Origin of the sequence: Actinopolyspora mortivallis (assembly GCF_003001495.1) — a bacterium.
In the GTDB taxonomy this organism is placed as follows: domain Bacteria; phylum Actinomycetota; class Actinomycetes; order Mycobacteriales; family Pseudonocardiaceae; genus Actinopolyspora; species Actinopolyspora mortivallis_A.
This window is the reverse complement of record NZ_PVSR01000034.1, coordinates 1-14,805: the sequence shown is the minus strand read 5'-3', so window position 1 is coordinate 14,805 and position 14,805 is coordinate 1. Positions and strand designations below refer to the sequence as shown.

Sequence of the window (14,805 nt, the reverse complement as noted above, 5' to 3'; positions counted from 1 at the left end):
CCGACTCCCCGCTCTCGGGTTCCCCTCCGCTCCCGCCGGCCGCCCTCCCGTGCACACCGGCGGCCGGGGTCCCGAATGCGGCATTCGGGGCGGGTGATCCCCCCGGAGTCACCCGCTGTGGACGGGACGGGCGCGGTGGCCGGGCGTGACGCGGGTTCCGGCTCTCTTTTTGGTCCTTTCGGGGGGAATTTTCCGACACGCGCGGTCGGTGTTCGCGTTCCGGGCGGCCCGGAGGAACCTCGTCCGGGGGACGAACCAAAACCGGGCGGGCCCGTCACGGACCCGCCCGGCTCGGTCGAACTCGTCTCAGTGGTGCTGACCCTGTTCGGACTGGACCCCGGAGACCTGGCCGTTCTCGGTGGAGGAGGCCGGGGGCTGCGAGCCCGTGTCCCCCACGGGGAAGCTCCCCTCCTCCGGGGGCAGCTCCTCGGGACGGCGGGACAGCGCCGCCGCGGCGGCCCCGGCCAGTCCGGCCAGGATCAACAGCAGCCACGGCCACTTGCGCCGCCGGGGCTTGGAGGGCTCGATGCGCTCGGCGAACTCCCTGGCCCCCTCGGCGAGCTGCTTACGCTGTTTGGCCGCCCGCTTCTCCCACTTCCTGCGGGCCTTCTCGCTCCGCTTGGCCAGCTCCTTGCGGGACATGCCGGTGGCCCGCTGGGCGATCCGCTCCTGCAGGTCGTCGGTGGAGATCCCACGTGAGGCCAGCTCCTGCTCGGCCAGTGCCACCGCCTGCCTGGTCACCTCCGAACCGGCGTGCCGGGCCCGCCGCGCACCGTGCCGGGCGGTGCGCACCCCGGTGCCCACGGCTTTGCCCACGTTCTCGCCCGCGCGGGACAGGGTTTCGACTTCGTCCATCGTTCTCGCCTCCTAGTCGGGGCTCCGCAGAGCCGGCCACTCGGGTATCCGGTTGTTCGTCCCGCCGGTTCGGCGGACGGTCGGCACGGGACCGTGTGGCTCGCTCTCCGGGTACCGCGCCGTGGCTGACGATCAAACTCCATCCTGCACCCTGCGGCATCGGGTGCGCTCGGTGATGGGAGGATGAGGGGGTGGCAGAAGAAAACGGATCGCTTGTGGGGAAGACGGTCACCGCGACCCTGCACACCACCCAGGGGATCATCAGGATCAACCTCTTCCCGAACCAGGCCCCCAAGACGGTGTCCAACTTCGTCGGGCTCGCCGAGGGGACCGTGGACTACACGGAGCCCAACGCGCGGGGCGAACGGTCCGGCCCCTTCTACGACGGCGTGATCTTCCACCGGGTCATCGACGGGTTCATGATCCAGACCGGTGATCCGACCGGAACCGGTCGTGGCGGCCCCGGCTACACGTTCGCCGACGAGTTCCACCCGGAGTTGCAGTTCAACCGCCCCTACCTGGTGGCGATGGCCAACGCCGGGCCGAACACCAACGGTTCGCAGTTCTTCATCTCGGTGGCTCCCACGACGTGGTTGAACTACAAGCACACCATCTTCGGCGAGGTCGCCGACCAGGAGTCGCGTAACGTGGTGGACGAGATCGCTCACACTGCCACCGGCCAGGGCGATCGTCCCGTCAACGACATCGTCATCGAGAAGGTGACCATCGACCGTGGTGAAGAATCCGCGGAGTCCTGAGCCCGCGCGGCGCGCGCCGCACCACGCTCGGGCCCGCCCGTCGCAGTGGGGTGCGTGGTGACCGTTCCGCCCGAACAGTCCGGCGGGCCGGATGACGCCCGCGCCATGCCGGTGTGTGTGCGTCATCCGGACCGCCCCACGGGGCTGCGTTGCACGCGTTGCGAGCGCCCCGCCTGCCCGGAGTGCCTGCGCGAGGCCAGCGTGGGCTACCACTGCGTGGACTGCCTCCGGCAGTCGCAGCGCAACACCCGGCAGCCGGTGACGGTGGCCGGGGCCCGGTTGGGCACCAAACCGGTGCTGGTTCCGGTGCTGATCGCGCTGAACATCGCGATTTTCCTGGTCACCGCCGTGCAGGCCGGATCCCCCACGGCGAATTTCCACTCCGAGCTGTTCCAGCGGTGGGCGATGGCTCCCCCGCCGGTGGCCGGTGGGCAGTGGTGGCGCGTGGTCACCTCCGGTTTCCTGCACCAGGGAATGATCCACCTGCTGGTCAACATGGTCGCGTTGTGGATCGTGGGCCGGGAACTGGAAGTGCTGCTGGGCCGACTCCGGTTCCTCGCGGTGTACCTGCTCGGGCTGCTCGGCGGAAGCCTGTTCGTCTTCCTGTTCGGCGCCGCGTTCCAGCCGGTGGTGGGGGCCTCGGCCGCGCTGTACGGCCTGTTCGGCGGGATCGCCGTGGCCGCCTGGCGGCTGAGGCTGAACATGCGGCCGATCCTGCTGGTGATCGGCATCAACGTGCTGCTGACCGTGACCATCCCCGGCATCTCGCTGCTCGGCCACCTCGGCGGGCTGGTGCTCGGCACGGCCGCCACGGCCGCCCTGCTCTACGCGCCCGCCCACCGGCGAGGGACCTGGCAGGCGGGCGCGCTCGCGGCGCTGCTGCTGGTGGTGCTCGCCGCGATGCTCACCCGGGACGCCGTGATCGGTGACGTGATGTGCGGGATGCTGCGCGGGGAAACCCGCTGTGTCCGGGTCTCCTGACGCCCGAGCGGCGTGTGCGGGACCCGGCGGTGGGATCAGCCGGACTTCAGCCCGTTGAGCGTCTCGGCGACCTCGAGGGGATCGGCGCCCAGGTCGGGGCGAGTCAGCACGACGAGCCCCCCGGGAACGTCGGACTCGGGGACGTCCAGCTCCAGCACGGGGGCCTTCAGCCCGAGACGGGGCACGTTCCGGCCGCGCACCGACACCTGTTCCCAGCTCCAGGTGTGGGGACCGCGCAGCGTGCGCACGGTGATCCCGCTGGAGTTCGCCCGCAGGCGCGGGTGCATGTAGCTCTGCATCCCGGACAGAGCGCCCAACAACACTGCCCCCGCCGCCGTGACCACCCGGTCCATACCGTTGGGGATCAGCAGTGTGCTCACCACGAGGAAGCAGGTCATCACCCAGCTGAGCCCGAGCAGCACCGGCGGGTAGCACCAGCGGTGGGTTCCGTCGGTGGACGACTGCGACGAGTCGGAGGATGCGAGCACAGCTCTCCTTCTGAGTTGTCCACAGGAGTTGTCCACATGGGGATGGATTACACCCGTGTGATTCCCGGGCACTCGTTCCGCGCCTCGGTCACCGCCACTTCATGGTCATCAGCAGTCCGATGATCATGAGCCCGAACCCGACGGCGAAGTTCCACGGGCCCAGCTCGGCCATGAAGGGGATCTTCGGACCCGCCAGGTAGTTGACGACCAGCCACAGCAGCCCCAGCAGCATCATGCCGAGCATCACGCCGACATAGATCGGATGCGACGGACTCGCCGACTTCGCCTTCACCGGCGTGCGGCGGTCGACCGGTGGGGGAGAGGAGGCCTTCTTGCGGACCTTTGACTTGGGCATGGTGTCCTCGCCGGATGGTTCGGCCGACCCGCCACCGCGCTGCTCACACGGCCGGATCGACCTCCTCGACATGGTCGGTGCGTCGCGGCGGGACCACTCACGAGCATCCGGACGAACCGACACCGTCCCGCGCCGGAGGCCGGAACTCGTACCGAATCGCCCCGCGGCGACCCTCTTGCACCCACACGTTAACGCAATATCGGAATTTTCCGAACAGCCGTATGCTGCTTTCCGACACGACGAGGGGAACGGGTCGAGGAGCACACGGTGACCACCACACGGATTCCGGCGCAGAGCCCCCCGCCCGAACGGCCGTCCCGCCTGCGTCCGGTGCTGCGCGGACTCGGGGAAGTGTGCATCACGCTGGGACTGATCGTGCTGTTGTTCGTCTTCTACGAACTCCGGGTGACGAGCTGGTTCTCCGCGCGGGAGCAGGCACGCGCCACCGAGCAGCTGCGACAGCGGTGGCAGCGTGAACCCGTCGACACCGAGGAGCCCGTCGACCCCGTCGCCGGGGAGGGCTTCGCCCGGCTGCACGTGCCCGCCCTGGGACCGGACTTCCCGTTCACGGTTTTGGAGGGCACCGACCAGTCGACGCTGTCCGCCGGGCCGGGGCACTACGCGGAGAGCGCGTTGCCCGGTCAACGGGGCAACTTCGCCGTGGCCGGGCATCGCGCCGGGCGCATGGCCCCGTTCGCCGAGCTGGACGAGCTGGAGTCCTGCGACGCGCTGGTCGTCGAGACGGACAGCCAGTGGTACGTCTACCGGGTGCTGCCGCTGCGCGGCGAGGTCGACGGGTGGGACCCCGAGCAGCGGGGGCGGCGGTGTTCCGGGGTGGCTCCGATCGGGGGGCCCTACCGGGGCGTGGTCGGCAGGACCGTGGTGGAGCCGGCCCGCCGCGAGGTGATCAACCCGGTGCCGGGTCAGCCGCCCGGAACCGTTCCGCGGCAGTGGCGCAGCAGACTGATCACGCTGACCACCTGTCACCCCCGGTACTCGGCGGAGAAACGCATGATCGTGCACGGAGTACTGACCAAGCGCTACCCGAAGGTCGCCGACCGGCCCGAGCTGAAACCCCCCGAGCTGGGGCGGTAGCGGGCGCGGACGCGGCTGCCGTGGTGGCATCCGGAGGTGGTGTGTGTACGCGTGGATCTGGAGGCACCTGCCCGGTTCGGTGCCGGTGAAGGTGGTGCAGGCCGTGGTACTGGTCGCGGTGGTGGTGGCGGTGCTGCTGTTCGTGGTCTTCCCGTGGGTGGAACCGGTGCTGCCGTTCACCGACCCGACCCTGGAGTGAGCGGGGGTCGCCGTGGGCGAGCCAGCCGGTGGCGGGGTTCTGAGCCGGAACCGCCCACCTCCGGTCAGGTGAGGTCGGCGAACTTCTCCACGTCGTGGGAGCGGCCGGAGACGATGAGGATGTCGCCGTGGTGCAGCACCGTGTCCTGGGTGGCGTAGGTGAACCCCTCGCCGGGCCGTTTGATGCCCACCACGGTGACGCCGTACTTGCTGCGCACCCGGGTCTCGCCCAGGGGGCGCTCGACGGCCGCGCCCGGGGCGCGGGTCTTGACGATGGCGTAGTCGTCCTCGAACTGGATGTAGTCCAGCATCCGCCCGGTGACCAGGTGGGCCACCCGCTCGCCCATGTCGTGCTCGGGCAGCACCACCCGGTGGGCGCCCACCCGTTCGAGGATGCGCCCGTGCTGGCGGTTGACGGCCTTGGCCCAGATGTGGGGGATCTCGAAGTCGGACAGCAGCGAGGTGGTCAGGATGCTGGCCTCCAGGTCGTCGCCGATGGCGACCACCGCGCGGCGGAAGTCGGCCACGTCGAGCTGGCGCAGCGCCTCGGGGTCGGTGGTGTCGGCCACGGCCGCGTGGGTGACCGCGTCGGAGAACTGCTGCACCAGGTGGGGCCGGTTGTCCAGGGCCAGCACCTCGGAACCGCGCCGGACCAGCTCCACGGCCAGGGAACCGCCGAAACGGCCCAGACCGATGACGACCACGCGGGAGGGACGGGTTCTCTGCGTCTGTCTAGCCAACGATCGGTCGCTCCTCGGGCAAGTCGTACCGGCGCCCGCGTTCCCGCAGCGCGAGTGCCGAGGCCAGGGTGATCGGACCGAGCCTGCCGGTGAACATCAGCACCACGAGCACCAGCTGACCCGGCTGGGGGAGTCCTTCGGTGATGCCGGTGGACAGGCCGACGGTACCGAACGCGGAGACGGACTCGAACAGCACGGCGTCCAACCGGAAGGGGGACAGCACCAACAGCAGCAGGGTCGCGACGAACACCATGCCCACGCCCACCAGCACCACGGTCAGCGCCTGGCGCTGCACACTGGCGGGAAGTCGCCGACCGGCCACGTGCACCTGGGACTCGCCGCGCACCTCGGCGAGGATGACGAAGGCCAGCAGCGCGAAGGTGGTCACCTTGATCCCGCCCGCTGTTCCGGCGCTGCCGCCGCCGACGAACATCAGCACGTCGGTGACCAGCATGGTGGTCGGGTTCATGTCGCTGATGTCCACGGTGTCGAACCCGGCCGTGCGGGGGGTGATCCCGTGGAACAGACCGGCGAGCAGTTTGCCGCCGGTGTCGAAGCCGCCCAGGGTCCGCGTGTTGTTCCACTCGAAGGTCGTGAACGCCACTGTCCCGACGAGCAGCAGGGCCGTGTAGGTGACCAGGGTGACCTTGGCGTGCAGGGACCAGCGCCTGCGCCTGCCCCGCAGTCTTCGGCCGACCTCGAAGAGCACGGGAAACCCGATCCCGCCCGTCACGACCGCGACCAGCACGGGTAGGCAGACCCACGGGTCGGTGGCGTAGCGTTCCAGGCTGTCCGGGTACAGCGCGAAACCCGCGTTGTTGAAGGCCGAGACCGCGTGGAACACGCCGAAGTAGAGGGCGTGGGGCAGCGGCTGGTGGTAGCCGAGGGCGAACCTGGCGGTGAGCGCACCGGAGACGAGCGCCTCGATCACCAGGCTGAGGGTGATGACCCCGGCGATGACCGAGCGGATGTCCCCCAGCCCCAGGCTCTTGGTCTCGGTCTGGGCGGTGCGGCGCATCCGCAGCCCCAGCCTGCGCACCACGAGCATCCCCAGCAGCGAGGCCATGGTCATGATCCCCAGGCCGCCCACCTGGATGAGTCCGAGGATCACGAGCTCGCCGAACTCGGACCAGTGCGCGGCCGTGTCGACCACCACCAGCCCGGTGACGCACACCGCCGAGGTGGCGGTGAACACGGCCGTCACCCAGTCGGTACTGCCGTGCTGGGCAGCGACCGGCAGTTTCAGCAGCACCGTGCCGACGAGCACGGCGAGTCCGAACCCGATCACCACCATCCGGGCCGGGTGGCTGGCCCGGGGAAGTCCGCGCAGCAGCTTCGCGACCCGCTGGGTGACAGCGGGTCCACCTCGGCGAGCGTCCCCCGTGGGTGTCACGGTCGGGCCGTTTTCCGCGTCGACGGGCTTGCTGGGTCCACGAGAAGCGCAGGTTATCGCATCCGGGCTGTCCCGGCTGGCCGGGCTGCGGGTGTCGTCCCAGCACATCGGGCGAATCGGGTGTTCCGGGTGTCGTGTGCGCGGTCGCGACCCGCCTGCCGGGCTGCCGGGACGGGTCGCCGTCCCGGCGGTGTTACCCGTAGGCTGGCCCCGTGCGTGTTCTGGTGGTCGACAACTACGACAGCTTCGTCTACAACCTGGTGCAGTACCTGGCGCAGCTGGGGGCGGAGTGCGTGGTGCGCCGCAACGACGCCGTCACCGACGCCGAGGTGGAAGGCGCCGACGGGGTGCTGCTCAGCCCCGGGCCGGGGACCCCGGAGCGCGCCGGCAGGTCCATGGAGCTGGTCGCGGAGTGCGCGACCGGAGGCATCCCGCTGCTGGGGGTGTGCCTCGGGCACCAGGCCATCGGGGCGGCCCGGGGCGGCACGGTCGAGCGGGCACCGGAGCTGCTGCACGGCAAGACCAGCGAGATCCACCACGAGGGCGTCGGGGTGTTCACCGGCCTGCCGCAGCCGGTGGTGGCCACCCGGTACCACTCGTTGACGGTCCGTCCGGACACCGTCCCCGCGGAGTTCGAGGTGACCGCGCGCACGGCGGGCGGGGTCGTCATGGGGCTCCGGCACCGTGAACTGCCCCTGGAGGGGGTGCAGTTCCATCCGGAGTCGGTGCTCACCGAGGGCGGGCACCGGATGCTGGCCAACTGGATGGAGACGGCAGGCCACCCTCCGGACCCGCGGACCGTGGACCGCCTGGAGCAGGGGATGCGCGAGGTGGCCGCGAACGCGCTGCGCTGAGGAACCCCTCCGGCCCGCACCCGCCGCGCCGGGCGGGGTGCCGGGTCAGCGCAGTCGGTCCAACGCGTCCTGCCAGGCCACCCGCAGTGGATGCGTGTCGTAGACGAAGCGGAGTTCGGAGATCAGTCCCTGCGCGTCGACGGTGATCACGTCGATGCAGTCGAAGTCCGGCGGGTTCTCGGCCGCGGCCACCCAATCGTAGCGGAAGTGCACGGCCGCGCGGTGCGGGTCGGTGGTGGACACGAAGACTTCCTGGGCGGTGATGTCGGCGCGTTGCAGGGTGGCGGCCAGCTCCGGGTAGAACTCCCGAGCCGGGATCTTGCCCTGCATGGGGGAGGAGACCACACCCTCCTCGGAGAACAGCCGCAACACGCCGGGGACGTCACCGGCGTCGAGCCGGTGCACATAGCACTCGACGGTCTCCGAGACCCGTTTTCCTTCCCCCGAGCTCATACCGCGACTCTAAGGGGTCCTTCCGCCGTGGGCCGCCGGGGTGGTCGGGTGTCGCGTGACGAGGCGCGGCCCCGGCGCCGAAGCACCGGGGCCGCGGGATCCTCAGAAGGGGAAGTCCGGGTCCTCGCTGGTGGAGGGTTGGGGCGGTGGAGTCGTGGTGTCCGCCTCGGTGCCCACGTGGAGGGTCACGTCCTGGTTCCTGTCGATCGTGGAACCGGCCGACGGTGAGGTGGAGACCACCGTGTCCTCCTTGCTGGGGTCCTCGACCGGTTTCTCCGCCGTGGAGACGTTGCCCCTGAAGCCCTTGTCGCGCAGCTCCGCCCTGGCCTTTTCCGGGCTCAGCCCGGTCAGGTCCGGCATGTTCAGCTGGGAGCCGTTGGACACGAACAGGGTGACCGTGGAGCCGACCGGGGCGCTGGCCCCTCCGGCCGGGTTCTGCCGAACCACGGTGTTGGCGGTTTCGGGCGAGTCCACCTCCTTGGTGCGGACCTTGAAGTCCGCGCTGGTCAGGGCCCGTTTCGCCTGCTCCAGCCGGAAACCGGTCACATCGGTGACGGGTTGCTTCTGCACGGGCTCACCAACAGTGACATGGACCACCCTCCCCTCGGGAACCATGCTCCCGGGTTCCTCGCTCTGCTCCAGGATCCTGCCGACGTCACTCTGGTCGTCGACTTCCTGGTACTCGGGCTCCAGGCCGAGTTTGAGGTTCCTCTTCTCCAGGGCCTGCCGGGCCTCCTCCATCGTCATGTCGCCGAGGTCCGGCACCTCCACCTTGCCGGGGCCGGCCCCCACCTCCAGGACGATCTTCCGGTCCGGCACGTACCGGCCCGGTCCGGGGTCCTGGGACAGCACGATGCCGTCCTTGTCGGCGGCGGAGCTCCTCTTCTCGGTCGTCACCTTCGTGAAGCCCGCCTCGCTCAGTTCGCTCCGGGCGACCTCGACTCGTTTGTCCGTGACGTCGACAAGCTCGATCTTCTCCGGCTGCTGCTGCCCGAACATCATCACCGCCAGCCCGCTGAGCAGCGCGAAAGCGGCCACGCACGCGACGGTGACCAGACCAATGGTCCACCGGCGCCGTCTGCGACCGCCTCTCTCGTCGTCCCCGTCGTCCACCGGGGGGACGGCGGCGGTGTCCGGCTGCGCGGCGGCCTCGGGCTGCACCCGGGTGGGCTGGGGCTCCTCCGTGCGCTCGGTCGGTTCCTCCCCCTCGGGGACCAGCAGGGGAGCCTGCGGTCGTTGTCCGGAGAGCACCCGGACGAGGTCGGTGCGCATCTCGGCGGCGGACTGGTAGCGGTTGTCCGGGTGCTTGCTGAGGGCCTTCAGCACCACGGCGTCCAAGGCGGCGGGAACCTGCGCGTTGTGCTCGGAGGGCTTGTCGGGCTGCTCCCGTACGTGCTGGTAGGCCACCGCCACCGGGGAGTCGCCGGTGAACGGCGGCTGTCCGCACAGCAGCTCGAACAGCACGCACCCGGCGGCGTAGACGTCGCTACGGGCGTCCACGGTCTCCCCGCGGGCCTGCTCCGGGGAGAGGTACTGCGCCGTTCCGATCACCGCCGCCGTCTGGGTGACGGCGGCCTGGCCGTTGGCCACCGCCCGGGCGATGCCGAAGTCCATCACCTTCACCGCGCCGGAGTCGGTGATCATGATGTTGGCCGGTTTCACGTCGCGGTGGACGATGCCGTTGCGGTGGCTGTAGTCCAGCGCGGCGGAGGCGTCGGCCATGACCTCCATGGCCCGGCGCGGCGCGAGCGGGCCCTCGCTCTTGACGACGTCGCGCAGTGTCCGGCCGCTGACATACTCCATGACGATGTAGGGCAGCGGACCGTTCTCCGAGTCGGTCTCGCCCGTGTCGTAGACGGCCACGATCGCCGGGTGGTTCAGCGCGGCGGCGTTCTGGGCCTCCCGGCGGAAACGCAGCTGGAAGGTGGGGTCCCTGGCCAGGTCGGCGCGCAGCACCTTCACTGCGACATCCCGGCCGAGCCGGACGTCCCGGCCACGGTGTACCTCGGACATACCGCCGTAACCGAGGGCGTCCTCGATCTCGTAGCGGTTGGAGAGAAGTCGCGGTGAGCTCATCGCTGCGTCGTCCCGATCTGTGTCCACGAGCGTCCCATCAAGTTGCCCCGAGAACCTGCGACTGCCGAGCGGGCCCAGGTCCGGGCGCGGTGCGCGGTTCCCCCGACTTCGTACGTCCCGGCGTCGTCTGCCTCACTGCCCGCCGGTGGGGCCGTCGCGGCCCGCTCGGCGGTCGACGAGGGGGGCTGTTTTCGGTCCGTGTCGGATGCCCACGAGCGGATCGCCGAGGTGGGAGTGGGCGAGAGCCGTCCTTCAGGATGCCGTACCGAGCGCGTTTTGAACTCCCCCGACGAAGCGAAATCGAGCAATCTCACACGGTCCGCCGTGTGAGGTCGCGCATCCCGGGAACCGGTCATGGCCGTGTCGATCCCGTCGGAACCGCCGAACGGGGAGAAATCATAGCGGTTGTGGTACCAGGCGAACGCCAGGCCACATCCGAGCAGTAGCACCACCACCACGGCGAGCACCACCCAGAGAACGGTCCGCTTCCCCACGGGAGAGCCTCCCCCCGGGGAGTGACCGGCCGCTCCGGGGGTGGTGCCCGGCGGAACCTGCGGGGGGATGACCCCGGGCGGAACCGTGGTACCGGTCGGATGCGGACGTGCGGGGGCGACGGCCCCCGTGCCCGGTGAGTTCCCCGGTGCGCCGGGGACGGAGTGTGTTCCCGTGGCGGGGAACGTCCCGTGCCGCCGGTTGTCGGTGGGCTGGTGTGGCCCGCCCGGGCGGCCGGCGTGCGGGGGAGGCACGTGTTGGGCTCCGGGCGACTGCGGCGGAGGCCCCTGGGGGTGCTGACCCGGCTGTGGCGGGGGAGCCTGCTGCGGCGAGACGGCCATCGGTGCGGAGGCCAGGGAGAGCGGAGCGGGCAACGGTTTGCCCGCGCGCACGCTGGCCACCGCCTTGGCGAACTCCCCGCCCTCGCCGTAGCGCCTGCGGGGGTCCTTGACGAGGGTGGCCTCGATCAGCGCCCGGGTACCCGGCGGCACGTCCGGCGGCAGCGGTGGGGGCAGGTCGCGGATGTGCATCATCGCCACGGTCACGGCGTTGTCGGACAGGAACGGGCGGTGCCCGCGCAGGCACTCGTAGCCGACCACGGCCAGCGAGTACACGTCGCTGGAGGGGGTGGCCTCCCCGCCCAGCGCCTGTTCCGGGGAGATGTAGTGGGCGGTCCCCATGACCACGCCGGAGCGGGTCACCGGGGCCGCGTCGGCGGCCTTGGCGATGCCGAAGTCGGTCAGTTTCACGGTCCCGTCGGGGGTGACCAGGATGTTTCCGGGTTTCACGTCCCGGTGCACCAGCCCGCGCCGGTGGGCGGCGTGCAGCGCGTTGCCCGCCTGCTCCAGCATCTCCAGGGTGTGTTCGGCGGTGATGCGGCCTTCCCTGGCGAGGATGGCGGCCAGCGGTTCGCCCTCCACGTGTTCCATCACCAGGTAGGCGGTGTCCTCGGGGCCGTCCGGTACCGCGGCCGTCTCGCCGTAGTCGTGTACGGCGGCGATGCCGGGGTGGTTCAGCGCGGCCGTGGTGCGGGCCTCGGTGCGGAAACGGTGGAGGAACTCCGCGTCCCCGCACAGCTCGGGCTTGAGGATCTTGACGGCCACCGTCCGGTCCAGGCGTGTGTCCACGGCACGCCAGACCTCACCCATCCCACCGACCGCGATGCGCTGTGCGAGCCGATAGCGCTCGGCCAGCGTTTGACCGGAGTTCGGCACCCGTCAGCCACCCCCCTGCAGTCCGGCGCGGATCACGGCGCGCGCCACGGGGGCGGCGATCTTGCTTCCGGTGGCGTTGGCCCCGACGTTGCCGCCGTCCTCGACCACGGCGGCGACCGCGATCTTCGGGTTCTCGGCGGGGGCGAAGGCGACGTACCAGCCGTGGGGGTCCTTGCCCTCACCGTGCTGGGCCGTTCCGGTCTTGGAGGCGATCTGCACGCCGGTGATCTTTCCCTCGTCGCCGGCGTACTGCTCGGCCTTGACCATCATGTCGCGGATGGTGTGGGCGGTGTCCTCGGGGATCGCCTGGCTCATCCGCTCCGGTTCGGTGCGGTCGAGCACCGACATGTCCGGGGCGAGGGTCTTGTTCACCAGGTGCGGTTTCATCAGTTCCCCGTCGTTGGCGATCGCCGCGGCCACCATGGCGTTCTGCATCGGGGTCATGCGGACGTCGCGTTGTCCGATCCCGCTCTGGTACAGGGCGGCGGGGCCCTCGATCTCCCCGAGGGAGGAGGGGGCGACGCTCATGGGGATGTTGATCTTCTGGCCGAATCCGAACTCGCGTGCGGTCTCGCGGAGCTTCTGCTCGCCCACGTCCCCGGCCATCTCGGCGAAGGCGGTGTTGCAGGAGCGGGCCATCGCCTCCCACAGCGGCGCGGTGGGCATGGAGCCGCAGGTGCTGTTGCCGTAGTTGGGCAGGGTGGCGTCGCTGTTCGGGAGTTCGATCGAGGACGCGGCCGTCACCTGGGTGTCGTAGTCGTAGTCGCCGGTCTCCAGCGCGGCCGCCGCGGTGATCAGCTTGAAGGTGGACCCCGGCGGGTACAACGTCGAGGTCGCCCGGTTGATCATGGGGTCGTGGGGGGCGTCGCTGAGTTCCTTCCAGGCCTGCTGCTGTTTCTCCGAGGAGAGGGTGGCCAGCCGGTTCGGGTCGTAGGAGGGGGAGCTGGCCATGGCCAGTATCTTCCCGTTGCTGGGGTTCAGCGCCACCACCGAGCCGCGCACCCCGTCTCCCGCGAGCTGCTGGTAGGCGGTGCGCTGCATCCGCGGGTCCAGGGTCAGCTCGACGTTGCCGCCCTGCTTGTCCTTGCCGGTCAGCATGCCCCGCAGCCGGTTGAGGGCCAGCGAGTCGGCGTTGCCGTTGAGGACCTCCCGCTTGGCGTTCTCGATCCCGCTGGAGCCGTAGATGAACGAGTAGTAGCCGGTGGCCGGGGCGTAGACCGGCCCGTCGGAGTAGACCCGTTTGTACTTGAACTGCTTGTCACCGGTGGGCTCGGAACTGGCGATCAGCTTGCCGTCGGCGATCAGCTGCCCCCGCGGGGTGGAGTACTCCGCGTACAGGGTCCTCTTGTTGCCGGGCTGGGAGCGGAGCTCGTCGGCGCGGATGACCTGCACGTAGGTGGCGTTGGCCAGCAACAGCACGATCATCGCCATCATGGCCATCGCCACCCGACGCAGTGGCTTGTTCATCGTGGACGCTCCACCAACTCGGTGTGTGCTTCGGCGATCGGGGGTTGTTGGGGTCGGGGTCTGCTCGGCTGCTGGGGCCGTCTGGACGAGTCCGAGATCCGCATGAGCAACGCCACCAACATGTAGTTGCCGACGAGGGAGGACCCCCCGGCGGCCAGGAACGGCGTGGTCAGCCCGGTCAGCGGGATCAGGCCGGTCACGCCTCCGGCGACCACGAAGACCTGCAGGGCCATCGCGAAGGACACCCCGCCGGCCAGCAGCTTGCCGAAGGAGTCCCGGGCGGCGAGTGCCACCCGCAGCCCTCTGGTCGTCACCAGCATGTAGACCAGCAGCAGGACCGCCAACCCGAGCAGTCCCAGCTCCTCGGCCGCGGTGATGAGGATGAAGTCGCTCTCCGCGTACGGGACGATGGAGGGGTATCCCCCGCCGAGCCCGGAGCCGCCGATGCCCCCGGTGGCCATCCCGAACAGCGCCTTGCGGAGCTGGTAGCCGGATTCGCTGGTCAGCGGGTTCAGCCAGACGTCGACCCGTTCCTGGAGGTGGCCGAACAGGGGGTAGGCGAGCGCGCAGCCGAAGGCGAACAGCGACAGCCCGATCGTGATCCACACCGCGCGCTCGGTGGCGATGTAGATCATCACCAGCACGATCCCGAAGAACAGCAGCGAGGTCCCCAGGTCGCGTTCCAGCACCACGATCCCGATGGAGGCGGCCCAGGCGACCAGCACCGGTGCCAGGTCGCGGGCGCGGGGGAAGTCGATGCCGAGGAAGCGTCTGCCCGCCGTGGTGAACAGTTCCCGTTTGGAGACCAGGAAGGCGGCGAAGAAGACCAGCAGCAGGATCTTGGCGAACTCGGCGGGCTGGAAGGACAGCGGGCCGAGACGGATCCACAGCTTCGCCCCGTTGATCGAGGGGGCGATGACGCTCGGCAGCACGGCGGGCAGCGCCAGCGCCACCAGCCCGGTCAGTCCGCAGGTGTAGGCGTACTTGGCCAGGGACCGGTGGTCGGAGACGAACACCAGCAGCAGCACGAAGAGCACCAGTCCGATGGCGGTGTAGATCACCTGGGAGGGTGCCGCGGCGTTGAAGGTGCTTCCGGTGCGGGCGGCTTCGGCCGCGTTGCCGAGGTCGACCCGGTGGATCAGGACCAGCCCGATGCCGTTGAGGAAGGCGACCAGGGGCAGCAGCAGCGGGTCCGAGTAGGGGGCCCAGCGGCGCACGGCCAGGTGTGCCAGGCCGAACAGCGCGAGGAAGGCCAGCCCGTAGTAGAGGATCTGGGTGGTGGGCTGGGAGTTCTGGTTGATGCTGACCAGGGTCAGCGCGGAGGTGACGATCACGGCGGCGAAGGCGAGCATGACCAGTTCGACACCGCGCCGGGTGGGTTGGGAC

General features: G+C 70.1%; 15 protein-coding genes. 5 read left to right on the top strand and 10 right to left on the bottom strand.

Translation table 11 applies throughout. The annotated features are described in order from the left end of the window. Positions 1-306: 306 nt before the first annotated feature. Positions 307-855: a hypothetical protein gene (locus CEP50_RS15830; RefSeq protein ID WP_106114725.1), complete on the bottom strand. Its 549-nt coding sequence runs from the start codon at positions 853-855 to the stop codon at positions 307-309. A 191-nt stretch (positions 856-1,046) separates the two neighbouring features. On the opposite strand from CEP50_RS15830, the gene CEP50_RS15825 reads away from it, so the two are divergent. Continuing rightward, positions 1,047-1,613, top strand: a complete 567-nt coding sequence (locus CEP50_RS15825; RefSeq protein ID WP_169509084.1) for a peptidylprolyl isomerase — start codon at positions 1,047-1,049, stop codon at positions 1,611-1,613. A gap of 57 nt (positions 1,614-1,670) precedes the next feature. Beyond that, positions 1,671-2,594, top strand: coding sequence for a rhomboid family intramembrane serine protease (locus CEP50_RS15820; protein ID WP_258175311.1), 924 nt, complete (start codon positions 1,671-1,673; stop codon positions 2,592-2,594). Positions 2,595-2,629: 35 nt separating this feature from the next. Here the strand turns inward: CEP50_RS15820 and CEP50_RS15815 are convergent, their stop codons facing one another. Beyond that, the gene (locus CEP50_RS15815) at positions 2,630-3,082 is read right to left on the bottom strand and encodes a PH domain-containing protein (RefSeq protein WP_106114723.1); all 453 of its coding nucleotides are present in this window, start codon (positions 3,080-3,082) and stop codon (positions 2,630-2,632) included. An 88-nt stretch (positions 3,083-3,170) separates the two neighbouring features. Next, positions 3,171-3,437: a cell division protein CrgA gene (gene crgA, locus CEP50_RS15810; protein WP_106114722.1), complete on the bottom strand. Its 267-nt coding sequence runs from the start codon at positions 3,435-3,437 to the stop codon at positions 3,171-3,173. A 267-nt stretch (positions 3,438-3,704) separates the two neighbouring features. Between crgA and CEP50_RS15805 the strand changes: the two genes are divergently transcribed. Both CEP50_RS15805 and CEP50_RS20175 read left to right on the top strand, forming a co-directional pair. Next, entirely contained in the window at positions 3,705-4,532 is an 828-nt protein-coding gene (locus CEP50_RS15805; RefSeq protein WP_258175310.1) for a class E sortase, read from the top strand. Between the two features lie 43 nt (positions 4,533-4,575). Further along, the gene (locus CEP50_RS20175) at positions 4,576-4,731 is read left to right on the top strand and encodes a hypothetical protein (protein ID WP_181188413.1); all 156 of its coding nucleotides are present in this window, start codon (positions 4,576-4,578) and stop codon (positions 4,729-4,731) included. A gap of 64 nt (positions 4,732-4,795) precedes the next feature. Here CEP50_RS20175 and CEP50_RS15800 read toward each other — a convergent pair whose 3' ends face one another. Next, the gene (locus CEP50_RS15800) at positions 4,796-5,434 is read right to left on the bottom strand and encodes a potassium channel family protein (protein WP_019856111.1); all 639 of its coding nucleotides are present in this window, start codon (positions 5,432-5,434) and stop codon (positions 4,796-4,798) included. A 28-nt stretch (positions 5,435-5,462) separates the two neighbouring features. Continuing rightward, on the bottom strand, positions 5,463-6,863 hold the full coding sequence (locus CEP50_RS15795) for a TrkH family potassium uptake protein (protein ID WP_106114721.1): 1,401 nt from the start codon (positions 6,861-6,863) through the stop codon (positions 5,463-5,465). A 212-nt stretch (positions 6,864-7,075) separates the two neighbouring features. On the opposite strand from CEP50_RS15795, the gene CEP50_RS15790 reads away from it, so the two are divergent. Then, positions 7,076-7,717 (top strand): aminodeoxychorismate/anthranilate synthase component II, encoded by a 642-nt coding sequence (locus CEP50_RS15790; RefSeq protein WP_106114720.1) that lies wholly within the window; start codon positions 7,076-7,078, stop codon positions 7,715-7,717. 45 nt (positions 7,718-7,762) lie between these two features. Here CEP50_RS15790 and CEP50_RS15785 read toward each other — a convergent pair whose 3' ends face one another. From CEP50_RS15785 to CEP50_RS15765, 5 genes are all read right to left on the bottom strand, one after another. Beyond that, complete coding sequence (locus CEP50_RS15785; protein ID WP_019856108.1) at positions 7,763-8,170, bottom strand: nuclear transport factor 2 family protein; 408 nt, start codon at positions 8,168-8,170, stop codon at positions 7,763-7,765. A 102-nt stretch (positions 8,171-8,272) separates the two neighbouring features. Then, positions 8,273-10,246, bottom strand: coding sequence for a Stk1 family PASTA domain-containing Ser/Thr kinase (gene pknB / locus CEP50_RS15780; protein WP_106114719.1), 1,974 nt, complete (start codon positions 10,244-10,246; stop codon positions 8,273-8,275). Then, positions 10,243-11,952, bottom strand: coding sequence for a serine/threonine-protein kinase (locus CEP50_RS20790; protein ID WP_106114718.1), 1,710 nt, complete (start codon positions 11,950-11,952; stop codon positions 10,243-10,245). Before CEP50_RS20790 ends, pknB begins: the two co-directional genes overlap by 4 nt. 3 nt (positions 11,953-11,955) lie before the next feature. Next, the gene (locus tag CEP50_RS15770; protein ID WP_106114717.1) at positions 11,956-13,419 is read right to left on the bottom strand and encodes a peptidoglycan D,D-transpeptidase FtsI family protein; all 1,464 of its coding nucleotides are present in this window, start codon (positions 13,417-13,419) and stop codon (positions 11,956-11,958) included. Further along, positions 13,416-14,805: FtsW/RodA/SpoVE family cell cycle protein (locus tag CEP50_RS15765; protein WP_106114716.1), on the bottom strand; the 1,390-nt coding region annotated here is incomplete at its 5' end. The genes CEP50_RS15770 and CEP50_RS15765, both read right to left, overlap by 4 nt.